The organism is Streptomyces sp. NRRL WC-3626, assembly GCF_000718785.1.
Classification (GTDB): Bacteria; Actinomycetota; Actinomycetes; order Streptomycetales; family Streptomycetaceae; genus Streptomyces; species Streptomyces edwardsiae.
In genome coordinates this window covers 165,709-186,808 of sequence record NZ_JOCA01000013.1, presented here as the reverse complement: position 1 = coordinate 186,808, position 21,100 = coordinate 165,709, and the positions used below count along the sequence as shown (strand labels likewise).

Below are 21,100 nucleotides of genomic sequence, written 5' to 3'. Positions count from 1 at the left end.
GTCCTTCTCCTTCGACGGCGTGATCGGCGCGTTCGCCATCACCAACGACATCGTCCTGATGGCCCTGGGCCTCGGCATCGGCGCCATGTACGTCCGGTCGCTCACGGTCTACCTGGTCCGCCAGGGCACCCTGGACGAGTACGTCTACCTGGAGCACGGCGCGCACTACGCGATCGGCGCCCTGTCCCTGATCCTGCTCGTCACGATCCAGTACGAGATCCCGGAGCTCATCACCGGCTCCGTGGGTGTGATCCTGATCGGCTGGTCCTTCTTGTCCTCCGTGCGCCGTAACAAGGCACTCGCGGCGGCCGAGGGAAACGCCGGCGACAGGACTGAGGTCTCCTCCGGGGTGTGACAGCACTCCGGGTGAGGAACGCTCTCGACGGGGCGGCCATCGAGGACCACTCCTCGGGGCCGCCCCGTCGGCCGTCCGGGAGTCCCGGCGGCCCCGGGCGGGGGTGCGACGACTGGACTTGGGGCGGGAATGGGACTACTGGACGGACTGTGGCGCGGACGCGACAGCGCCTTCGACTCGGGCAGCGCGGCCAGCAACGCCATCGAGCTGACCAAACGGCACGGTCAGGTGTCCCTGACCAAGCAGGGCGCGGCCACCGGACATCTGCGGATCAACCTCAGCTGGCGGATGCGGACCTCCGACTTCGGCGGCTCCCAGCGCGAAAGCCTGCTGCGGCACCCCTTCAAGGCGCTCAAACCGCCGGAGGTGGTCGGCCACAGTCAGTCCATGGTCAACGTCGACCTCGACCTCGGCTGTCTGTACGAGCTGCAGGACGGCACCAAGGGTGTGGTCCAGCCGCTCGGCGGCCTCCTCGGCGACGTCAACGCGGCGCCGTACGTGAAGCTCAGCGGTGACGACCGGTTCGGGTCGGGCTCGGGCGAGACCATGTACGTCAACCTGGACCAGCGCGAGAACATCAAGCGCCTGCTGGTCTTCGCCTACATCTACGACCAGACCCCGGCGTTCGACCGCACCCACGCCATGGTCACGCTCTACCCCAGCAACGGCCCGCGGATCGAGATCGGCCTCGACGAACGCCACCCCCAGGCCCGCTCCTGCGCGGTGGTGATGATCGAGAACGTCAAGAACGAGATCCTCGTCCGCCGTGAGGTGAAGTTCGTCTACGGATTCCAGGCGGAGCTGGACCGGCTGTACGGGTGGGGACTGCAATGGGGGAGGGGCTTCAAGTCCAAGGCCGACCGCTGAGAAGGCCTTGGACCCGAAGGTCCCCGTGGGTGGTCAGCGTCCGATGAACTGCGGCCCCTGCGGCGGAAGCCGGAAGTCCGGGTCGGCGGAGGCGGCAGCGGCCGGCGGCGGGAAGCCGTACCCGGACGGTGCCGTGGCGGCGGCCGGCGGATAGCCGTAGGCGGGCTGGCCGGCGGCCGGCTGGGGATAGCCGTAGGCCGGCTGGGTGGCCGCGGGCTGCTGCGGATAGCCGTACGCGGGCTGCGCGGGCACCCCCGCCGGCCGCTCGGGCGGCAGCGGCCGGGACACCTCGGGCACCGGCGGGACGGCCGGGGCCTGCGGCCGGGGCAGCGCCTCCGTCCGGTCGGAGGCCGGTACGTGCGCCGTCGGGGGCGGCTGCTGGGTGGTGACCTCGGAGGGATCGGGCTGCTGGGCCACCTCCGACTCGTCCACCGAGATGCCGAAGTCGGTGGCCAGGCCCTTCAGACCGTTCGAATAGCCCTCGCCGAGCGCCCGGAACTTCCAGCCGTCCCCGCGCCGGTACAGCTCACCGCAGATCAGCGCGGTCTCCTGGCCCGTCTCCGGCTTGATGTCGAAGTACGCCAGCGCCTCCCCGTCGGCGGTCTGGGCGTCGTACAGCAGAATGCGCAGGTCGCGTACGCGGTCGAAGGTGACGCCGTCCGCCGACGCGACGAGCAGAATCCGGCCGACGCCGGACTCGACACCGGCGAGATCCGTCTGGATCGTGTCGGTCAGGCCCCCGTCGGCGCGCTTCTTGCCGAGCCGCCACACCTGGCCGCCCGGGTGCCGTGGCTGGTTGTAGAAAACGAAGTCCTCGTCGGAGCGCACACGACCGTCGAGGCCGAGGAGTAGCGCGGAGGCGTCGACGTCCGGCACCCCCTGCCCGGGCGACCAGCGCAGCACGGCACGTACCGTGGTGGTCTCCAGAGGGACGTTCGACCCCTTGAGCATCGCGTGCGTCATGCGGTCATTTTGCCTTCTCCGTCCTGGTCACGACAATGCGGGGGGTTCGGGTCGACACAGCGGGGTTACCTGAAGTTCATGCCCCGCGGGAACCGCCGACATGGAGCCCTACGTACTATTACCGGCCACCTTCCGACAATTTCCAGAGATTCCAGAGACATCACGGGGGAGTCATATGCGTCACTTCGGGCACATCGCCCCTGCGGTGCGGAAACGTCTCTTCTTCCAGGAGCCCGGCGAGTTCACGCAGGAATCCCCGGCCCGGACGCTGTCCGCGGCCCTCGGAGCCACGCTCTACAGCCCCGCCACCCGGCCCCGGCTCGCCGACGACGTCCTCAAGCAGGGCGGCTGCGGCGTGGTCTCCATGGTGCTGTGCCTGGAGGACTCCATCGGCGACGCCGACGTGGCCGCCGGTGAGGAGAACCTCGTACGCCAGTTCACCGACCTGGCCGGACGGTCCGGCGCGGATCTGCCGCTGCTGTTCATCCGGGTCCGCACCCCCGAGCAGATCCCGGACCTGGTACGCCGTATCGGCCCCGCCGTCCGGCTGCTGTCCGGATTCGTACTGCCGAAGTTCACCTCGGAACGCGGCCTGCCGTTCCTGGAGGCGCTCACCACCGCCGAGGCCGACAGCGGCCACCGGCTCTTCGCCATGCCCGTCCTGGAGTCGCCCGAGCTGCTCTACCGCGAGTCGCGCGTCCAGACCCTCGAGGGGATCTTCCGCGCGGTCGACAAGTACCGCGACCGCGTGCTCGCGCTGCGCCTCGGCGTGACCGACTTCTGCTCCTCCTACGGGCTGCGCAGGGGCCCCGACATGACGGCGTACGACATCCAGGTCGTCGCCTCCGTGATCTCCGACGTGGTGAACATGCTGGCCCGCGCCGACGGCACGGGGTTCACCGTGACCGGGCCGGTGTGGGAGTACTTCCGGGTCCAGGAGCGCATGTTCAAGCCACTTCTGCGGCAGAGCCCCTTCCACGAGGTGAAGGCCGTCGCGCTGCGCGAGAAGCTGATCGAACACGCCATGGACGGCCTGCTGCGCGAGATCTCCCTCGACCGGGCCAACGGTCTGCTCGGCAAGACCTGCATCCACCCCTCCCACGTCCTGCCCGTGCACGCGCTGTCCGTCGTCAGCCACGAGGAGTTCAGCGACGCCCAGGACATCCTGCGGCCGGAACGCGGCGGCGGGGGTGTACTCCGGTCGGCGTACACGAACAAGATGAACGAGGTGAAGCCTCATCGCGCCTGGGCCGAGCGGACCCTGCTGCGCGCCGAGGTCTTCGGGGTGGCGAACGCGGACATCGGCTTCGTGGAACTGCTCGCGGCGGGTCTGGCGGAGTGACGAAGAGGGAGAGGTCTGTGAACGAGGGGAAGCGCGGCGTCTGGTCGGGCAGCTGGGTCACGGAGCGGCTCGGCGTCGAGCTGGCCGGCGACGAGAGCCTGCCCGAGCTGCTGGGGCTGGCGCTGCGCCGCAACCCCAAACGGGCCCATCTGCTGGTGTCCAACGTGCTCGGCAAGCATGTCCCGCAGTCGCCGTCCGTCGTGTACGGCCACGGCGTGGCGCTCGGCCGCAGGGTGCGGGAGCTGCTGGGCTCCTCGGCGTCGTCCGCGGTGGTCCTCGGCTACGCCGAGACGGCCACCGGGCTCGGCCACTCGGTGGCCGACGGGCTGACGGTCGCGCCGTATCTGCACTCGACGCGGCGAACGGTGGCGGGGACGGCCACGGCCGGGGGGTTCGAGGAGTCGCACTCGCACGCGACGTCGCATCTGCTGCTGCCGGAGGATCCCGCGCTGCTGGCGGGGGGCGGGCCGCTGGTGCTGGTCGACGACGAGTTCTCGACGGGTAACACGGTGCTCAACACCGTACGAGATCTTCATGCGCGGTATCCGCGGGAGCGGTACGTGGTGGTCGCGCTGGTCGACATGCGGTCGGGCGCGGACGCGGGGCGGCTGGAGTCGTTCTCCCGCTCGATCGGAGCGAGGATCGACCTCGTCACGGCGGCGTCGGGCACGGTCCGCCTGCCCGACGGCGTGCTGGAACGGGGGGCGGCGCTGGTGGCGGAGCAGGAGGGTGCCACTGGCGGAGCTTCCGCCGCCGCGGGTGCGTCGGGGCTGGTCGCGCAGTTCCCCGCGCCCCTTCAGGGCGCCGACACTCCCGCCCACCTGGAAGCCGACGGCACGACGGTCCCCCCAGGGGCGCGGGCTGTTACGCGGGTGGAGTTGGGGTGGCCCGGCGGGGTTCCCGACGGGGGCCGGCACGGGTTCACCCCCGCGCACCGCGCCCGGCTGGAGCACGCGCTCCCCGGCATGGCGGCCCGCCTCGCGGAGGCGATGACGGACAACCCGCGCCGCGTACTCGTCCTCGGCTTCGAGGAGCTGATGTACACCCCCCTCCGCCTGGCAGGCGAGCTGGAGCGGGCCACCGACGCCGACATACGCTTCTCCACCACCACCCGCTCCCCCGTCCTCGCCGTCGACGACCCCGGTTACGCGATACGCACCCGCCTGACCTTCCCCGCCCACGACGACCCCGCCGACGGCCCCGGCGACCGCTACGCCTACAACGTCGCCGGCGCCGGCTTCGACGCCGTCGTCGCCGTCGTCGACTCCGCCGCCGACACCCCCGCGCTGCACGCCCCCGACGGCCTGCTCGCCCGCCTCGCCGAGCACACTCCGCACGTTCTCCTCGCGGTCGTACCGTCGTACGTACCAGCCGAAAGGCCCGCCACCATGCTGCCCGAGCCCCTCAGAGGCCCCGCCTTCTCCTCGTACGCGCCCGAGGAGGTCGGCTGGCTGCTCCAGGACCTCTCGGACGTGACCCTGGAGGCGCCGACCGAGGAGCGCGAGGAGGCCATCCAGAGCGGCGGCGCGCACTACGCGGAGTCGCTGCCGGTGGAGTACCAGCCGAGCGAGCAGTACCAGCGGCTGTTCCACACCGCCCTCGACGAGTCGGCGGACCGCCTCGCCCACGCAGTGGGCGTGGTGACGGAGACGGTCCTCGCCGAGCGGTCCCCCCGCCCGGTCCTCGTGTCGCTGGCCCGCGCCGGCACCCCCGTCGGCATCCTGATGCGCCGCTGGGCCCAGCACCGCCACCAGCTCGAACTCCCGCACTACGCCGTCTCCATCGTGCGCGGCCGCGGCATCGACGCCAACGCGCTGCGCTGGCTGGCCGCCCACCACGACCCCAGGGACGTGGTGTTCGTCGACGGCTGGACCGGCAAGGGCGCCATCACCCGCGAACTCGCCCAGGCGATAGAGGAGTTCGAGAAGGCCGAGGGCGTCACCGGCTTCGACCCGGAGATCGCGGTCCTCGCCGACCCCGGCTCCTGCGTCCGCACCTACGGCACCCGCGACGACTATCTGATCCCCTCCGCCTGCCTCAACTCCACGGTCTCCGGCCTGATCTCCCGCACGGTGCTCCGCGCGGACCTGGTCGGCCCGGACGACTTCCACGGCGCGAAGTTCTACCGCGAACTCGCCGGCGCGGACCTCTCCGTGTCCTTCCTGGACGCCGTCTCCGCCCGCTTCCCCCAGGTCGCCGACGCCGCCTGCGCCCAGGCCAAGGAACTGCTCTCCGCCGACCGCACCCCCACCTGGGAGGGCTGGGCGGCCGTCGAGCGCATCAGCGAGGAGTACGGCATCCACGACGTGAACCTCGTCAAGCCCGGCGTCGGCGAGACCACCCGGGTGCTGCTGCGCCGGGTCCCCTGGAAGGTGCTGGCCCGTGCGGGAGCCGGCCGCGACCTCGACCACGTCCGCCTGCTCGCGGAGCAGCGAGGTGTCCCCGTCGAGGAGGTCGACGAACTCCCCTACACCTGTGTGGGGTTGATCCACCCCCGCTACACGCGCGGCGCGACCGGCGTCGACGGCAAGGCGGTGACCCGCTGATGCCCGTCGTCGTCGCCAGCGATCTCGACCGTACGCTCATCTACTCCGCCGCCGCCCTCGCGCTGACCATGCCGGACGCGCGGGCACCCCGGCTGCTGTGCGTCGAGGTCCATGAGAGCAAGCCCCTGTCGTACATGACGGAGACGGCCGCGCAGCTCCTCACCGATCTCGGTGACGAGGCGCTGTTCGTGCCGACGACCACCCGCACCCGCAAGCAGTACCAGCGCATCAACCTCCCCGGCCCGCCCCCGGCTTACGCCATCTGCGCGAACGGCGGACATCTCCTCGTCGACGGCGTGTCCGACGAGGACTGGCACGCCCGGGTGCAGGCCCGGCTGGCCGAGGAGTGCGCCCCGCTGGCCGAGGTGCAGGAGCATCTGCTGCGGACCGCCGACCCGGTGTGGGTGCGCAAGCACCGGATAGCCGAGGACCTCTTCGCCTATCTCGTCGTCGAGCGCGAACTGCTGCCCGAGGAGTGGGTGAAGGAACTCGGGGAGTGGGCGGAGAACCGCGGCTGGACGGTCTCCCTCCAGGGCCGCAAGATCTACGCCGTGCCCAAGCCGCTCACCAAGAGCGCGGCGATGTACGAGGTCGCGCGCCGGAGCGGTGCCGCTCTCACGCTCGCCGCCGGGGACTCGCTTCTCGACGCCGACCTGCTGCTCGCGGCGGACCAGGGCTGGCGCCCCGGCCACGGCGAACTCGCCGAGGCGGACTGGACGGCGCCGGCGATCAGAGCACTCCCCGAACGGGGCATCCTGGCCGGGGAACGCATCCTGCGCGAACTGCTGCGAACGGTGAGGGCGCCACGCTGAGACCCGGGGGCGCTGCCCCCGGACCCCCGCTCCTCAAACGCCGGAGGGGCTAAGTTTCAGCCCCTCCGGCGTTTGAGGAGCGGGGTCTGGGGGCAGCGCCCCAGGGTCGGGACGGGAAGGGGCGGCGGGGGCGAAAAACCTCTCCCGCCACCGGGAGCAGTCAGCGGGGCCGGCGCAGAACCATGGTGTCACCCGAGTCATAGCCCGGATCGGCGTCAGCCGGCACCTGCGCCGCACCACCCCGCCGCCGCAGCACCCGCAGCACCACGAACACGACCAGCGCCACGGCCGCTCCCCCGAGCACCACCTTCGAGTACGCGGACACGATGTCCGTCACCCGCGCCCAGTTGTCCCCGAGCGCATACCCGGCCAGCACGAACGCCGTGTTCCAGATCGCGCTCCCCAGCGTGGTCAGCCCGAGGAACAGCGGCAGCCGCATCCGTTCCACACCGGCCGGCACCGAGATGAGGCTGCGGAAGATCGGGATCATCCGGCCGAAGAACACCGCCTTCGGCCCGTGCCGCAGGAACCACGCCTCCGTCTTCTCGATGTCGGTGACCTTCACCAGCGGCAGCCGTCCCGCGATCGCCACCGTCCGGTCCCGGCCGAGCAGCGCGCCCACCCCGTACAGGGCGAGCGCGCCGATCACCGAGCCGGCGGTGGTCCACAGCAGCACGGCGAGCAGGCTCATCCGCCCGCTGCTCGCGGCGAACCCGGCCAGCGGCAGGATGACCTCGCTGGGCAGGGGCGGGAAGAGGTTCTCCAGCGCGATGGCGAGGCCGGCCCCGGGGGCGCCCATGGCGTCCATGAGGTCGTTGACCCACCCCGGTCCGGCACTTCCGTCGTCCCCGGCCGCCGTGATCATGTGGGCTGCGATGGCTGTCATGCCGTCACGCTAGGGAGACGAAGCTGAAGGGAGCCTGAGGACGGGCCGTCAGCCGCAGCAGCCCCCGCCGCAGCAGCCGCCACCACCGCCACCGCCCGCGCGGGGCGCCGGGGCGGGAGCGGACGCCGTACCGGCCACCGCGACCGTGGAGAGCAGCTTCACGGTGTCGTCGTGGCCCGCCGGACAGTCCGCGGGCGCGGAGGACTCCGCCATCGGCCGGCTCAGTTCGAAGGTGTCGCCGCAGGTACGGCAGCGGTACTCATAGCGAGGCATGCGCACAGGTTAACCGGCGCCCCCGCCGCGTTCCTCCCGGATCTGTGTCACCACACGGCCCACCGTCGCCCGTACCTCCTCCGTCTCCGTGAGGAAGTGCCAGTAGTCGGGATGGCGGCCCTCGAGAGCGGTGACCGCCCGCTCCAGCCGGGCCACGGCCTCGTCCAGCGGGCGGGCGTGACGCGGGTCGGGGGTGTTGCGGCCGGCCATGGCCAGCCGCTGGGCGTCCCGGATGGCGAAACGGGTGCGGTCGATCTCCTGCTCCGGGTCCTTCTGCACGGCGTTCAGCTGCCGCAGCCGGTCACCGGCGGCCGACACCGCCTCGTCGGTCGTGTTCAGCAGGGCCCGCGCGGTCGACAGCAGCGCGGTCGCGTCCGGCCAGCGCTGCTCCTCGCGGGCCGCCCGCGCCTCCGCGAGCTTCGCCTCCGCCTGCTGCACGTTCTCCGCGGCCAGCTCGGGGACGTGCTGCAGGTCCTGCCAGCAGGCGGCGGTGAAGCGCCGGCGCAGCTCGCTGAGCACCGGCTCGACCTGCCCGGAGCGGGTGGTGAGGGCCTGCGCGCGGGTGCGCAGGGAGACCAGCCGGTGGTCGATCTCGGCGGCCCGCTCCGGCAGCCGCTCGGCCTCGACGCGTACGGCCTCGGCCTCCCGCGTGACCCGTTCGGCCCGCTCCAGGGTCTGCGGTACGCCGTGCTGTCCCGCGCCCTGGTTCAGCTTGGTCAGCTCCGGGGAGAGCGCGGCGAGCCGGGCGGCGAGGTCGTCGGCTCTCAGGCCCGAGCCGCGCACGGAGTCGAGGGCGTTCGAGGCGGCCAGCAGCGCCTGCCGGGCCCGCTCGACGGAGGGCGCGAGCCGCGCCAGCTGGGTCTCGGCCTTGCCGAGGAGGGGGCCGAGCCCGTCGGTGAACCGGTCCAGCTCCCGCTTGACCTCACCCAGCTCGTCCTTGGCGGCGGTCAGCCGCGTACGGGCCTGGGAGGCGGCCGAGGCCTCCAGGTCGTCGCGGTCCAGGTCATGGGCGTCGACGGCGCTGATGTACTGGTGGCTGGCCTCGTCGATACGGCGGCCGAGCGCCTCGAAGTCCGCCACGGCGCGGCGGGCGGCGGGGGAGGAGTCGACGGCGGTGATCGTCTCGATGGAGATCCGCAGATCGCGCTGGGCGGTGTCGAGTTCGTAGAAGGCGGCCGCCGCCGCGTCCTTGGCGGCCTGCGCCTCCGCCCGCTGGTTCTCGGCCCGCCCGCCGAACCAGCGCCGGGTCCCGCCGCCGGCGAACGCGGCGGGCAGCGCCAGCGCCGCGACCAGCGGCAGCGTGACGAGGGCGAGCGTGTCCCGCAGGGCTGACGCCCCGGGGGTGCGGCGGGCGCGCCGCATGCGTGGCACGCGCGGCTCCGACGGCGAGTACGGCTGTGCTGGTGTCGCCGTCACATCCCTCTCCCGTACTGTCGTTCGCCCCGGCCCGATGCCATTCTCCCACCGGTAGAGGACGAAGACACGGGGCGGTCAGTTCGCCGTACGGACCGTGAGTTTGCCGTCACCGGTGCGGGCGGTCACCACATGGGAGCTGGCGTCGTCGCGCGGCACGGACACGTCCTCGGCGCCGTCGCCGGTTGTGGTGTCCACCCGGTACGAGGCCCGGGGCAGGTCGATCGTCAGGGAACCGTCGCCGCTGCGGGAGTCCACCAGGTCGGGTACGGCGCCGAGTTCGAGGCGGACCGAGCCGTCACCGCTGTGCGTGCGCACCGTACGGGAGGACACCTCGGCGCGCACCGACCCGTCACCGGTGCGCAGCTCCAGCGGGCCGGTGGAGTCGGTGACGTGGACCGAGCCGTCCGTCGTACGGATGCTCAGCGCGTCGCGGAAGCCCCGCGCCCGTACGCTGCCGTCCTTCTCCTCGACCTTCACCTGGACGCCGCGCGGCACCTCGATGCGGTGCTTGGTGGCGCAGTCGGCGACGATGCCCGAGCACTTCTCCCGCAGCACCAGCCGGTCGCCGTCCATCGACCAGGTGACCTTCGGGTCCGAGCCGATGGCGACGGTGCCCTTGAACCAGCGGGTGACCTCGATCTTTCCGGAGGCGTGGTCGTCGGCGGCGACGATCTCCAGGGCGGAGTCGTCGGAGTCGATGGTGAGGGTGTCGCCGGGCAGGTCGAAGGAACGGTGGTCGGGATCGGTGTCGTCGGCGGCGGACGCGCCGCAGGCGCTCAGTCCCGCGACGAGCACCACGGTGGCGCCGGCGAGGGCGAGGGCGCGCGTCCGCGCGGGACGGGTGATGGTGCGGGTCATGACGGTCTCCCCCTGGGGCGGACGGTGGCGCTCGGCGGCTGGTGCTCGAGCGTGCTTCGACCGTACGGAGGCGGGGGCCCGCGGGGGATCCGGGCCGCTACCGGATCGGGGGTGGGGATATCCCCCGGTGGGCGGTGTGCCGGGGCCGGTTGTGCGGCATGTAGGCTGTCGGTTCGACTCGGGTGCGTAGCTCAGGGGTAGAGCGCCTGCCTTACAAGCAGGATGTCGGCGGTTCGAAACCGTCCGCGCCCACCGGGAGCGAGGGCTCCGGAGATCTGATCTCCGGGGCCCTTTTCCGTTCTACTCCGGGTTCCGGGTGCGTGTGTGCTTCAGGCCGGCCCGGGCGTCTATGCGGTCCGTGCCGGTGAACTCCGCCCAGTAGCGGTGGGTGCTGACGAACACCGCGAGCTCGTGTTCCCGCTGTCTCAGCTTCTCCACCTCAGCCTGTTCGTCGGCGGTCCAGCCGGGGGAGGCGGGGCGCTCGACCTTGCGCCAGCCGTTGTCGTCGCTGAAGCCGTCGAGGGGTTCGACCGACCAGGGGAGCCGCTTCAGCAGGGCCGACAACTCGGCCCTGACCTGATGCAGTTCCTCCTGACCGGCGAGGAGGTCACCTGGGAAGTCGTAGGTCTCGGCCACGGTCGCAATGATACGCCTGTTCGATTTTGGGTGGCGAGTTGGTGGGTGGGCGCGTCAGACTGGGGGCATGTGCCGGAGTATCAAGACCCTGCGTCCGCCCGTGCAGCCGGAAGAGGCGACGGAAGAGGAGATCAGGGCCGCGGCCCTGCAGTACGTACGGAAGGTGTCCGGCTTCCGGGCCCCGGCCGCACACAACCGCGAGGTGTTCGAACGGGCGGTGGAAGCGGTGGCGTCCGCGACGGCGGAACTCCTGGAGGGACTGGAGATCCGCGGCGCCGCGGACCGCCGAGCGGCGGGCTAGGCCGGCGGGGGTGCGCATCCCGCGTGCCCCGCGTAGCTCTGGGCAGGGTGTGCACCCCGCGCACCCCGCGTAGCTGCGGGCAGGGTGCGTACCCCGCCCGCCCGCGTAGCTGCGGGCAGTTGTGCCGCTATGGCGGCACGGGTGGGCGCAGCGGCACCCCCTCCAGCGGGGCGAGCGTGTACCCGGCCCCGCCCCGCACGCACCGGGGTCCAGCTGATCCGGGGGGTGTCACGCAGCCCGGCGTGAGCGGGGTGCCGTCGCGCCCACCCGTGCCGCCCCAGCGGCACGACTGCCCGCGGAGTGCGGGGGCGCGGGTGGGGTTTACGTGGCTTGTGCGGGGTGGCGGCGCATCAAGTAGGTGGCGCCCGCTCCCGCGGCGAACAGCGCGCCCACCGAGACCGCCGTCGCCAGCCACGTGGCGCCCAGCCAGTGCGCGCCGAAGTAGCCGAGGGCCGTGCTGTAGGCGGCCCAGGTGAGGCCTGCCAGGGCGGACCAGGGGAGGAAGTCGCGGGCGCGGTGCCGGGCGGCGCCCGCGCCGAGGGAGACGACCGAGCGCCCGGCGGGCGCGAAGCGGGCCAGGACGACCAGCGCACCGCCACCCCGCGCGAGCGCCGCACCGAGACGTTCCTGCGCGCTCCGCAGCCGCCGGGAGCGGGCGATCGCCCTGTCCAGCCGGGGCCCGCCGAGCCAGGCGAGCCGGTAGGCCATCAGGTCGCCCAGGACCGAGGCGGTCGCGGCGCACAGCGTCAGCACCAGGATGTCGGGTACGTCGTTCGCCGTACCGGCCGCCGCGGCCGTGGCCGCCGTGATCACCAGAATGCCGCTGGGCAGGACCGGGAGGAACACGTCCAGCAGGACCGAGAGGGCCACCACCGCATAGATCCACGGGCTGCCGACCAGCGACCCCACACTCTCCACCCGAACTCCCCGTGACTCCCCCGATGACAGCCATCCAGCGTACGCCCGGTGAGTGACAGAAAGGTCACGGGGGGTTCGTACGTTCGAGGTCTCGCGTTCCCCCTCCCTTTTCCCGGTAACCGGCGAATGCCCTCCTCCGTCGTGCGGAGGAGGGCACCGTACGGCCCGATGGGGAGGAGGTCAGGCCGTCACGGGGGTCCGTTCGGTGCGCCGTCCGCCGTTCGCGGAGGAGCGGCGGGTGATCAGGCGGTCCAGGCCGAAGGCTCCGGAGCCGGTGAACACCAGGAGGAGCATGGCCCAGCAGTACATGGCCGCGCCCTCCCCGTTGTTCTCTATCGGCCACAGGGCCTCGGGCTGGTGGACCTTGAAGTACGCGTACGCCATCGAGCCGGACGAGATGAAGGCGGCCGCGCGGGTGCCGAGCCCGAGCAGGACCAGGGTGCCGCCGACGAGTTCGATCAGGGCCGCGTACCAACCGGGCCAGGCCCCGGTCTCGACGGTGCCGCCGTTGCCGTCCGCGCCGCCGAGCAGGCCGAGCAGGGACACGGCGCCATGGCAGGCGAAGAGCAGTCCGACGACGATGCGGAACATGCCAAGGGCATATGGCTGGGCGCTGTTGAGGCGTCCGGTCATGGTGGGGGGTCTCCTTCGGTCGAGCCGGACCCCGGATGGGACCGGCCGGGGGACGGAACCGAGTCGGCCATCCACGTTAGGTGTCCCTTACTCATACTTGCAAGTTCAACATTCGGCCCCTGTATTTGCCCCGTTTCGGCTGCTCCGCCGCCCGCTCCCGCCGGTCAGTACGGCGTCCGCCCCGTCGGTGTGACCAACGGTGTGACCGAATTCGCACCACGGTTCACAGGTGACTCACAGGCTTCCGCGCAGCTCAGCGGCTCAGCCGGGTCTCCGTGACACGGGTGAGCCGGGCCCCGGCCTCGTCCGCGCGCGCGTGCTCCAGCCGCAGTACCGCCGAACGCCCGTCCGCCGTCAGGGTCATGAGCTGGTTGCCGAACCAGGGCCCGCCCGTCCTGCGCCAGCCGACCGGCGGCCGCCCGAGACGCCCGTGCCGGGCGAAGACCCGGCCCAGCAGCCGGGCGCCGCCGCCCCAGCCGAGCCGGAAGCCGAGCCTTATCGACAGCGGGATGGAGTTGTGGACGGGCGAGCAGGTCAGCTGCACCACCCGGGAGTCCGGACCGGCGCCGTCCGGCCAGCTCGGCTCGGCGACATAGGCGTGGTGGACGTCCCCGGAGAGCACGCACACCGTCGCCGGCGCCCCCGGCCCCGTCCCCACCTCGGCGATCAGCTCCGCCAGCTCGCCGAACGACTCCGGGAACGCCGCCCAGTGCTCCAGATCCGCCGCCCGCCGCAGTTTCTCCCCGAACCGAGCCCAGCGGGCGCCCTTGTCGCCCCGGCACAGCGCGGAACTCCACGCCTCCACGTCGTGCACCAGATGGGGCAGCAGCCAGGGCAGCGACGTACCGATGAGCAGATGGTCGTAGGAGTCGCGCCCTTCCAGGGCCTGCTCGCGCAGCCAGTCGGCCTCGGCCCGGTCGAGCATGGAGCGCCGGCCCTCCTCCAGGACACGGGCGGCGCGGCTGTCCACCATCAGCAGCCGCACCCGGCCGAAGTCGCGCCGGTAGCTCCAGCGCACGGCCGTCGCGTCCGCCTCGGCCGCGGCGGCGAAGGCGCGCAGCGCGTCGGTGCCGTCGGCGGCCTCCCGGACGGACGCGTACAGCGGGTCGGCCCCGGCCTCGGCGGGGGAGAGATTGCCCAGATGCTGGTACACCCAGTACGACATCAGCCCGCTGAGCACCCGCTCCCGCCACCACGCCGTGGCCCGCATGTCCTCGACCCAGGAGGCGGAGGTGTTCCAGTCGTCGATCACGTCATGGTCGTCGAAGATCATGCACGTGGGGACGGTGGACAGCAGCCAGCGCACCTGCGGGTCGAGCCAGGACTCGTAGTAGAGGTGGGTGTACTCCTCGTAGTCCGCCACCTGGGCGCCCGGCGGGTCGTCGAGGTCGCGGCGGGCGGCCAGCCAGGCGCGGGTGGCGTCGGAGGTCTCGTCGGCGTACACCTGGTCGCCGAGGAGCAGCAGCACGTCGGGGCGTGCGCCGTCCGGGTCGGCGGCGATGCGCCGCGCCAGCGCGTCCAGCGCGTCGGGGCCGACGGGGTCCGGCTCCCCGGTGGGCGGGGCGGCCCAGCGGCAGGAGCCGAACGCGACACGGGTACGGGCGTCCGGGGCCGGTGTGGGGATCACGGACGGCGGGAGCGACGCGTAGGGCTCCTCGGCCGACGGCCACACCCGGGCGTCGTCCAGGAAGACCTCGTACGGGGTGGACGTGCCCGGGGCGAGACCGGTGACGTGGACCAGCGCGTAGTGGTGGCCCGCGATCTGGAACGTGCCGGCGGTCCCGCCGGGCCCGTCCGCGCAGCGCACCTCGACGGTGCCCGGACGGTCCGTCTCCACCCACACGGTGGCGGACGAGCCGTCGACGTACCTCAGCAGTGGTCCGAGCCGCAGTCCGGCCATGGGTGACCCCTTCCTCCGTCGCCCCGTACGGTACGCAGCGACGGAGGCCGCCGGGGAGAGGTGCGCGCCCGGCGGACGGGAATCAGCGGGCTCAGCAGCTCGCGAGGTAGTTCGTCAGGGCGGACTTCTCGGCCGAGTCGACCGAGAGGTCGTAGTAGTACTTCACCTGGACCCAGGCGCGGACATAGGTGCAGCGGTAGGCCGTGCGGGACGGCATCCAGGTGGCGGGGTCCTGGTCGCCCTTGGACTGGTTGACGTTGTCCGTGACGGCGAGGAGCTGCGGGCGGGTCAGGTCGTTGGCGAAGGACTGGCGCCGGGAGGTGGTCCAGGCGCTTGCGCCGGAGTCCCAGGCCTCGGCGAGCGGCACCAGGTGGTCGATGTCGACGTCGGAGGCGGCGGACCAGGTGGCGCCGTCGTACGGGGAGTACCAGCTGCCGCTGGTGGCGGCGCAGGAGGAGTCGGTGACGACGCCCGAGCCGTCGCGCTTGAGGACGGTCTCGCGGGTGTTGCAGGCGCCGGACTGGGTGATCCAGTGCGGGAAGAGGTCGCGGTCGTAGCCGGTGCGGCTCTCGGTGCGCACGTCCAGCGTGGCGAGGTAGCCGCGGGCGGTGGCGGCGCTGACCGGGGTGGGGAGGGCGGCGGAGGCGTTCGGCCCGTTGAACAGGCCGACGGAGGCTATGAGTCCGGTGAACGCCGCGACTATGCTGAGCCGTCGACGCGCGTAGAACTTCGACATGCGAACTCCCTTGTGGGGTGGGGCCGTTGGCGTGCGAACAGGGGAATGCTCGCGACGCCGGGTGGCCGGGAGAAGTGGATCCGGTAAGAAGTTAATGACGCGTGCATGACACGTCTATGGGTCGGGTGTGAAATTTCCGAGGGCGGGGCTCCGCGGTGGCTTCGCGTACCATGGACGGCGCAGAAGGGGAGTAGCTCTTCGCCGGACCGTCGACATACTGCTCAGCTCGTCTGAGCCGGCGCCCGGAGGCGGGCCCCGTGGCACGGGGCCGGCCAGCGAGACCTTCGGCAAGCAGTGCACGCCCGTGCCCTACGGCACGGGTGCCGCGTGTGCTGCCGTGCCGAGGTGTCTTGTGACAACGCACAGCACTCTCGGTGGGGCAGTCCCGACCGATTGAGGAACCGTTGATCAGCCTGACCGTGACGGCCGTCGTCTTCGGCGTCGTCTTCCTCGCCGAACTGCCGGACAAGACGGCGCTCGCCGGCCTCGTCCTCGGCACCCGCTACCGCGCCTCCTACGTCTTCGCCGGTGTCGCCGCCGCCTTCGCGCTGCATGTGGCGCTCGCGGTGGCGGCGGGCAGCGTGCTCACGCTGCTGCCGCAGCAGATCGTGCACGCGATCACCGGTGTGCTCTTCCTGGGCGGCGCGGCGGTGCTGCTGATGAAGAAGGGCGAGGACGAGGAGGAGGTCCGCAAGCCGGAGAACCAGTCCTTCTGGAAGGTCGCCGGGACCGGGTTCATGCTGATCCTGGTCGCCGAGTTCGGCGATCTGACGCAGATCATGACCGCCAACCTCGCCGCCCGCTACGACGACCCGCTCTCCGTCGGCCTGGGCGCGGTGCTCGCGCTGTGGGCGGTGGCCGGGCTCGGCATCGTCGGCGGGAAGGCGCTGATGAAGCGGGTGCCGCTGAAGCTGATCACGCAGATCGCCGCGTTGCTGATGCTGGGGCTCGGGGTGTGGAGTCTGTGGGAGGCGGTCTCCGGGTGACCGGGGGCGGTGGCGGGAGCCCGGGTTGTTTTGTACCGTGGGTGAACAAAGTGGTTCCCGCCCGTTTTCCCTGACCGGCGGGCGGGGCCACTCCTCCTCCGTACCTTGGAGCTGCCGATGACGGCCACCGTCGTACTCACCGCCCGCGCCCTCCTGCTGGACATGGACGGCACCCTCGTCAACTCCGACGCCTCCGTCGAGCGCGTCTGGCGGCGCTGGGCCGACCGGCACGGGCTCGACGGGGACGAGGTGATGAAGGTCGTGCACGGGCGGCAGGGGTACGCGTCGATGGCGGTACTGCTGCCCGGGCGGCCGATGGAGCAGAACCACGCGGACAACGCCCGGATGCTGGCGGAGGAGACGGCCGACACCGAGGGTGTCGTCGAGATCGCGGGGGCGCGGGAGTTCCTCGCGTCCTTGGCGGGGGTGCGGCACGCGCTCGTGACGTCCGCGGATGTCGCGCTGGCCGCCGCGCGGATGGGGGCGGCGGGGCTGTCGCAGCCGGCTGTGCGGGTGACGGCGGAGTCGGTGGGGGCGAGCAAGCCGGATCCCGAGGGGTTCTTGAAGGGGGCGGCGGAACTGGGGGTCGATCCCGGGGACTGCGTGGTCTTCGAGGACTCCGGGGCGGGGATCGCGGCGGGGCGCGCCGCGGGGATGCGGGTCGTGGGGGTCGGGCCCCGGGCCGGCTTCCACCGGCCGGATGTGGTGGTGCGAGACCTCACGCAGGTGCGGGTGGAGGTCGTGGGGGACGGGTCGGTCCGGCTGCATGTGGGGGAGTAGGGGCGGTTTTTCGCCCCCGCCGCCCCTTCCCGTCCCGAACCTGGGGCTCCGCCCCAGACCCCGCTCCTCAAACGCCGGAGGGGCTGATCCAGCCCCTCCGGCGTTTGAAACCGACCCCCCCGCCTACGGCTCCCTCGTCTCCGACTGCAACCGCGCCCGGGTCTCCGGGCCGTAGACGCCCAGTTCGGACTGCAGGCCCCGGGGCCACTGGAAGTTGCGCAACGCCTCCTCCACACGGCGATTGAAGTTGCCGTGGATCTCCTCGTTGTACAGCCACTTCTCCTTCAGCCGGAGCTGCAGCTCGACCACCTCCGCCCCCTGGTCCCCCCGGCGCAGCACCGGCCCCGCACCCTCGTCGACCTCCTCCTCCGAAGGGGGCGCCTCGGCCGGAGCCGATGTCGAAGGCGACGAGGAGGGCGTCACGGCCGACGACGGACTCGATGACGGCGTCGAAGCGGAGACGGACGGCGAAGCCGACGCGCTCGCACTCGCCGACGGAGTCTCCGCCGGCGCGGAGGAGGACTCCGGCGCAGCCGACGACGAGGCCGCAGCGGACGCGGACGGCGTCTCCGTCACGTCCGGAACGCTCTCCCGCACATCCTTCGGCGCCGCCCCGTCCCGCGACGGCGTCTCGTACGAGAACATCCCGCTGGCCCACCCCGCCGCCCCCACCACGGCGACGACGGCCCCGGCGGCCGCGAACAGCACCCCGCGCCGCCGCCGGCGGGACGGCGGAGGCGCGGGGTCGGCGGCCGCGGTGGCCGCGGCCGGCACGGTCCGAAGCGGCCGCGTGCCGTCGAACAGGCTCAGATCGGTGGTGTTCGGCGGGCCCGCCCCGGGTGCCAGCGGTGTCGGGATCACCGCCGTGGCGTCCGCCGCCTCCGGCGGGAGGGCGCGCAGGGTCATGGTCTCGTCGGGCGCCGGTGCCTCGCCCTCCAGTTCGACATACGGCCGTATGCGCAGCGGATCGAAGTCCTCCGCCGCCGCGGCCTCCGCCGTACGCGCGTCGCGCAGGGCGTCGGACGCGCGCAGTGTGCAGGCGCACGACGGCGTGTTGTCCCCGTTCCTGGGCGCACCGCACTCCGGGCACGGGTGCCCGTTCGGCTGTTCCACGTGTTGCGTCCCTCCCCTCGCGAACTCCAGAGATTATGCAGATCTTCTTCACACACGCGGTCACACGCCCCCGGAATATGGGATTCCGCAAGGACCGGACAGGAACTCAACAGGCCATAACAGGTCACACCGATCACGATGGGGGGTGAACCAGGATCCTGTGGAGGTCTGCATGGCCGGGGACGCGCACCGTACGGCGCCGAACGGGAGCAAGGCGGGGCCCGCACCCGGCGCCGGACCACCGGACCGGGAGCATGTCTCCGGGAACGTGATGGTCTCGATCGGCGCTCTGCTGCTCGGCCTGCTGCTCGCCGCCCTCGACCAGACCATCGTCGCCACCGCGCTGCCCACCATCGTCAGCGAACTCGGCGGTCTGGAGCATCTGTCCTGGGTGGTCACCGCGTATCTGCTGGCCTCGACCGCCGCGACCCCGCTGTGGGGCAAGCTCGGCGACCAGTACGGGCGCAAGAGGCTCTTCCAGACCGCCATCGTGATCTTCCTGATCGGCTCCGCGCTGTGCGGCGCCGCGCAGGACATGTCCCAGCTGATCGCGTTCCGCGCGCTCCAGGGTCTCGGCGGCGGCGGGCTGATCGTGCTGTCGATGGCGATCGTCGGCGACCTCGTCCCACCGCGCGACCGCGGCCGCTACCAGGGCCTGTTCGGGGCGGTGTTCGGCGCGACGAGTGTGCTCGGGCCGCTGCTCGGCGGGCTGTTCACCGAACATCTGAGCTGGCGCTGGGTGTTCTACGTCAATCTGCCCGTCGGGATCGTCGCCCTCGCCGTGATCGCGGCGGTGCTGCACATCCCGCGCCGGCGGACCAAGCACGTCATCGACTACCTCGGCACCCTCCTCATCGCGTCCGTCGCCACCTGTCTGGTCCTGGTCGCCTCCCTCGGCGGTACCACCTGGGCGTGGGCCTCACCGCAGATCGTCGGGCTCGCGGTGCTGGGCGCGCTGCTCGCCGTGGCGTTCGTGGCGGTGGAACGGCGGGCCGCCGAACCGGTGCTGCCGCTGAAACTGTTCCGGGTGCGCACGTTCACGCTCTCCGCCGTGATCAGCTTCATCATCGGGTTCGCCATGTTCGGCGCGATGACCTATCTGCCGACCTTCCTCCAGGTCGTCCAGGGCGTCTCGCCGACCATGTCCGGTGTGCACATGCTGCCGATGGTGGCCGGCATGCTGCTGTCCTCCACCGGTTCCGGGCAGATCGTCAGCCGCACCGGCCGCTGGAAGGTGTTCCCGATCGCGGGCACCGCCGTCACCACCATCGGACTGCTGCTGCTCCACCGCCTCGACACGCACAGTTCCACCGCCGTGATGAGCGTCTACTTCTTCGTCTTCGGTTTCGGCCTCGGCCTGGTGATGCAGGTCCTGGTGCTGATCGTGCAGAACGCCGTCCCGTACGAGGATCTCGGCGTCGCCACCTCCGGCGCGACCTTCTTCCGCTCCATCGGCGCCTCGTTCGGCGTCGCCATCTTCGGCACGATCTTCGCCTCCCGCCTCGGCAGCGAACTCGCCGACGCCTTCCGGGGGGCCCGGCTGCCGCCCGGAGTCTCCGCCGACGCGCTGAAGGCCGACCCGCGCGGCATCGGCGCCCTGCCGCCCGACCTGCGCCCGCCGGCGCTCGACGCGTACGCCACCGCCATCACCGACGTCTTCCTGTACGCCGTACCCGTCGCGCTCCTCGGGTTCGCGCTGGCGTGGCTGCTCAAGGAGGACCGGCTGCGGGCCTCCGTCACCGCGCCCGACGTCACCGAGACGCTCGCCAGCAACCCCGTGGAGCGGTCGTCGTACGACGAGGTGTGCCGGGCGCTGTCCGTGCTCGGCACCCGCGAGGGGCGCCGCGAGATCTACCGGAAGATCACCGACCACGCCGGCTACGACCTGCTGCCCGCGACCAGCTGGCTGCTGCTGCGGATCAGGAGGCACGGCTCGGTGGAACCCGCCCTCCTCGCCGAACGCACCCCCATCCCGCTGAACGTCGTCCTGGAGGCCGCCCGGCAGGCCGAGATCCGGCATCTCGCCGTGCGCCGGGGCCCCGACATGGTGCTCACGGACGAGGGGCGCGAGGTGACGGAGCGGCTGGCGCGGGCCCGCGAGGACTCGCTGGCCGAACTGCTCGGCGACTGGTGGGGACCGGACCGGCCGACCGACCTGGTGCAACTGGTGCACGAACTCAACGACGAGCTGTGCGGATCGCGCGGCGAACGCCCGCACGACGAGCGGTCCGTGACCCCGACGGGCTGACCCGCCCTCAGACCAGCTCCTTCGCGAACCAGTGCTCGGCGTACGGGCCGGCGTTGTGCGGCGCGGTCTCCGTGTAGCCGAGCCGGGCGTACAGCGCCCGCGCCTCGACGAGGTCCCCGCGCGTGTCCAGGATCATCCGCCCGGCGCCCGCGGCCCGCGCCGCGTCCTCGGCGGCCCGCACCAGCTGCCCCGCCCCGCCCCTGCCCCGCATCCCCGGGTACAGGAACACCCGGGTCAGCTCGGCCGTCCCGTCGCCCGGCAGCCGGAAGCCCGCGCTGCCGGCCGGCTCACCCGCGTGACGGGCCACCAGCAGCCCGCCCGTCGGCGGGGCGAGGTCGGTGCCCGGCGCGGCGGCGATCTCCCGCTCCAGCTCCGCCGGATCGGTGCGCCGCCCCTCGTGCAGGAGATACCAGCGGTCGCTGACCTCCGTGTAGTACGCGCGCCACAGCGCGGCGGCGACGGGCGAGTCGTACGGTTCCGGGGCGATGGTCCAGGCAGACATGCCCGCATTCTCGGCGGACCCCGCGGCCG

At 72.2% G+C, this 21,100-nt stretch carries 21 protein-coding genes and 1 tRNA gene; 10 read left to right on the top strand and 12 right to left on the bottom strand.

Annotation, left to right across the window (positions count from 1 at the left end):
* Window positions 1-355, top strand: a 355-nt coding sequence (locus IF28_RS0121205; protein WP_030222733.1) for a DUF475 domain-containing protein, incomplete at its 5' end; no start/stop codon positions are given.
* 129 nt (window positions 356-484) lie between these two features.
* A complete protein-coding gene (locus IF28_RS0121200) occupies window positions 485-1,222 on the top strand; it encodes a TerD family protein (RefSeq protein WP_030222729.1) in 738 nt (245 codons plus the stop codon).
* A 33-nt stretch (window positions 1,223-1,255) separates the two neighbouring features.
* Here the strand turns inward: IF28_RS0121200 and IF28_RS0121195 are convergent, their stop codons facing one another.
* Window positions 1,256-2,185 (bottom strand): TerD family protein, encoded by a 930-nt coding sequence (locus IF28_RS0121195; protein ID WP_030222726.1) that lies wholly within the window; start codon window positions 2,183-2,185, stop codon window positions 1,256-1,258.
* 175 nt (window positions 2,186-2,360) lie between these two features.
* Between IF28_RS0121195 and IF28_RS0121190 the strand changes: the two genes are divergently transcribed.
* From IF28_RS0121190 to IF28_RS0121180, 3 genes are read left to right on the top strand one after another with little or no spacing between them, the layout of a single operon-like run.
* Complete coding sequence (locus IF28_RS0121190; RefSeq protein ID WP_030222722.1) at window positions 2,361-3,527, top strand: HpcH/HpaI aldolase/citrate lyase family protein; 1,167 nt, start codon at window positions 2,361-2,363, stop codon at window positions 3,525-3,527.
* Window positions 3,528-3,544: 17 nt separating this feature from the next.
* A complete protein-coding gene (locus tag IF28_RS0121185; protein ID WP_030222720.1) occupies window positions 3,545-6,073 on the top strand; it encodes a phosphoribosyltransferase in 2,529 nt (842 codons plus the stop codon).
* Window positions 6,073-6,885 (top strand): hypothetical protein, encoded by an 813-nt coding sequence (locus IF28_RS0121180; RefSeq protein ID WP_030222717.1) that lies wholly within the window; start codon window positions 6,073-6,075, stop codon window positions 6,883-6,885. The genes IF28_RS0121185 and IF28_RS0121180 overlap by 1 nt, the downstream gene beginning before the upstream one ends.
* A gap of 160 nt (window positions 6,886-7,045) precedes the next feature.
* On the opposite strand, the gene IF28_RS0121175 is transcribed toward IF28_RS0121180, so the two are convergent.
* The 4 genes from IF28_RS0121175 to IF28_RS0121160 form a co-directional block, all read right to left on the bottom strand.
* The gene (locus IF28_RS0121175) at window positions 7,046-7,771 is read right to left on the bottom strand and encodes a DedA family protein (RefSeq protein ID WP_037893670.1); all 726 of its coding nucleotides are present in this window, start codon (window positions 7,769-7,771) and stop codon (window positions 7,046-7,048) included.
* A gap of 48 nt (window positions 7,772-7,819) precedes the next feature.
* Window positions 7,820-8,044: an FmdB family zinc ribbon protein gene (locus IF28_RS0121170; RefSeq protein WP_030222711.1), complete on the bottom strand. Its 225-nt coding sequence runs from the start codon at window positions 8,042-8,044 to the stop codon at window positions 7,820-7,822.
* Window positions 8,045-8,053: 9 nt separating this feature from the next.
* Entirely contained in the window at window positions 8,054-9,460 is a 1,407-nt protein-coding gene (locus tag IF28_RS0121165; RefSeq protein WP_030222708.1) for a hypothetical protein, read from the bottom strand.
* A gap of 75 nt (window positions 9,461-9,535) precedes the next feature.
* Window positions 9,536-10,318, bottom strand: a complete 783-nt coding sequence (locus tag IF28_RS0121160; protein ID WP_030222706.1) for a DUF4097 family beta strand repeat-containing protein — start codon at window positions 10,316-10,318, stop codon at window positions 9,536-9,538.
* 180 nt (window positions 10,319-10,498) lie between these two features.
* Between IF28_RS0121160 and IF28_RS0121155 the strand changes: the two genes are divergently transcribed.
* Window positions 10,499-10,570, top strand: a tRNA-Val gene (locus IF28_RS0121155).
* 48 nt (window positions 10,571-10,618) lie between these two features.
* Here the strand turns inward: IF28_RS0121155 and IF28_RS0121150 are convergent.
* Complete coding sequence (locus tag IF28_RS0121150) at window positions 10,619-10,954, bottom strand: hypothetical protein (protein WP_030222704.1); 336 nt, start codon at window positions 10,952-10,954, stop codon at window positions 10,619-10,621.
* A 67-nt stretch (window positions 10,955-11,021) separates the two neighbouring features.
* Here IF28_RS0121150 and IF28_RS0121145 point away from each other — a divergent pair, with 67 nt between their 5' ends.
* A complete protein-coding gene (locus IF28_RS0121145) occupies window positions 11,022-11,255 on the top strand; it encodes a DUF2277 domain-containing protein (protein WP_030222703.1) in 234 nt (77 codons plus the stop codon).
* 321 nt (window positions 11,256-11,576) lie between these two features.
* Here IF28_RS0121145 and IF28_RS0121140 read toward each other — a convergent pair whose 3' ends face one another.
* From IF28_RS0121140 to IF28_RS0121125, 4 genes are all read right to left on the bottom strand, one after another.
* Complete coding sequence (locus IF28_RS0121140) at window positions 11,577-12,173, bottom strand: DedA family protein (RefSeq protein WP_030222702.1); 597 nt, start codon at window positions 12,171-12,173, stop codon at window positions 11,577-11,579.
* 180 nt (window positions 12,174-12,353) lie between these two features.
* Window positions 12,354-12,806 carry a DoxX family protein gene (locus IF28_RS0121135; RefSeq protein ID WP_030222700.1) on the bottom strand — a complete coding sequence of 151 codons (453 nt, stop codon included), beginning with the start codon at window positions 12,804-12,806 and terminating at the stop codon, window positions 12,354-12,356.
* Window positions 12,807-13,059: 253 nt separating this feature from the next.
* Window positions 13,060-14,706 carry an alkaline phosphatase D family protein gene (locus IF28_RS0121130; RefSeq protein WP_030222699.1) on the bottom strand — a complete coding sequence of 549 codons (1,647 nt, stop codon included), beginning with the start codon at window positions 14,704-14,706 and terminating at the stop codon, window positions 13,060-13,062.
* Between the two features lie 91 nt (window positions 14,707-14,797).
* A complete protein-coding gene (locus IF28_RS0121125; RefSeq protein WP_030222695.1) occupies window positions 14,798-15,442 on the bottom strand; it encodes an HNH endonuclease family protein in 645 nt (214 codons plus the stop codon).
* 404 nt (window positions 15,443-15,846) lie between these two features.
* On the opposite strand from IF28_RS0121125, the gene IF28_RS0121120 reads away from it, so the two are divergent.
* On the top strand, window positions 15,847-16,428 hold the full coding sequence (locus IF28_RS0121120) for a TMEM165/GDT1 family protein (protein ID WP_030222692.1): 582 nt from the start codon (window positions 15,847-15,849) through the stop codon (window positions 16,426-16,428).
* Window positions 16,429-16,545: 117 nt separating this feature from the next.
* Complete coding sequence (locus tag IF28_RS0121115) at window positions 16,546-17,208, top strand: HAD-IA family hydrolase (RefSeq protein WP_030222689.1); 663 nt, start codon at window positions 16,546-16,548, stop codon at window positions 17,206-17,208.
* A 123-nt stretch (window positions 17,209-17,331) separates the two neighbouring features.
* On the opposite strand, the gene IF28_RS0121110 is transcribed toward IF28_RS0121115, so the two are convergent.
* Window positions 17,332-18,321: a peptidoglycan-binding domain-containing protein gene (locus IF28_RS0121110; protein ID WP_030222687.1), complete on the bottom strand. Its 990-nt coding sequence runs from the start codon at window positions 18,319-18,321 to the stop codon at window positions 17,332-17,334.
* 172 nt (window positions 18,322-18,493) lie between these two features.
* Here IF28_RS0121110 and IF28_RS0121105 point away from each other — a divergent pair, with 172 nt between their 5' ends.
* Window positions 18,494-20,569, top strand: coding sequence for an MDR family MFS transporter (locus IF28_RS0121105; protein ID WP_030222684.1), 2,076 nt, complete (start codon window positions 18,494-18,496; stop codon window positions 20,567-20,569).
* 7 nt (window positions 20,570-20,576) lie between these two features.
* On the opposite strand, the gene IF28_RS0121100 is transcribed toward IF28_RS0121105, so the two are convergent.
* Window positions 20,577-21,071, bottom strand: coding sequence for a GNAT family N-acetyltransferase (locus IF28_RS0121100; RefSeq protein WP_030222682.1), 495 nt, complete (start codon window positions 21,069-21,071; stop codon window positions 20,577-20,579).
* Window positions 21,072-21,100 lie beyond the last annotated feature (29 nt).

Coding starts and splice junctions, on each gene's coding strand:
- IF28_RS0121125 (WP_030222695.1), bottom strand. CDS start 15,442: ATGTCGAAGTTCTACGCGCGTCGACGGCTCAGCATAGTCGCGGCGTTC.
- IF28_RS0121160 (WP_030222706.1), bottom strand. CDS start 10,318: ATGACCCGCACCATCACCCGTCCCGCGCGGACGCGCGCCCTCGCCCTC.
- IF28_RS0121145 (WP_030222703.1), top strand. CDS start 11,022: ATGTGCCGGAGTATCAAGACCCTGCGTCCGCCCGTGCAGCCGGAAGAG.
- IF28_RS0121100 (WP_030222682.1), bottom strand. CDS start 21,071: ATGTCTGCCTGGACCATCGCCCCGGAACCGTACGACTCGCCCGTCGCC.
- IF28_RS0121190 (WP_030222722.1), top strand. CDS start 2,361: ATGCGTCACTTCGGGCACATCGCCCCTGCGGTGCGGAAACGTCTCTTC.
- IF28_RS0121200 (WP_030222729.1), top strand. CDS start 485: ATGGGACTACTGGACGGACTGTGGCGCGGACGCGACAGCGCCTTCGAC.
- IF28_RS0121130 (WP_030222699.1), bottom strand. CDS start 14,706: ATGGCCGGACTGCGGCTCGGACCACTGCTGAGGTACGTCGACGGCTCG.
- IF28_RS0121180 (WP_030222717.1), top strand. CDS start 6,073: ATGCCCGTCGTCGTCGCCAGCGATCTCGACCGTACGCTCATCTACTCC.
- IF28_RS0121195 (WP_030222726.1), bottom strand. CDS start 2,185: ATGACGCACGCGATGCTCAAGGGGTCGAACGTCCCTCTGGAGACCACC.
- IF28_RS0121115 (WP_030222689.1), top strand. CDS start 16,546: ATGACGGCCACCGTCGTACTCACCGCCCGCGCCCTCCTGCTGGACATG.
- IF28_RS0121175 (WP_037893670.1), bottom strand. CDS start 7,771: ATGACAGCCATCGCAGCCCACATGATCACGGCGGCCGGGGACGACGGA.
- IF28_RS0121105 (WP_030222684.1), top strand. CDS start 18,494: ATGGCCGGGGACGCGCACCGTACGGCGCCGAACGGGAGCAAGGCGGGG.
- IF28_RS0121170 (WP_030222711.1), bottom strand. CDS start 8,044: ATGCCTCGCTATGAGTACCGCTGCCGTACCTGCGGCGACACCTTCGAA.
- IF28_RS0121135 (WP_030222700.1), bottom strand. CDS start 12,806: ATGACCGGACGCCTCAACAGCGCCCAGCCATATGCCCTTGGCATGTTC.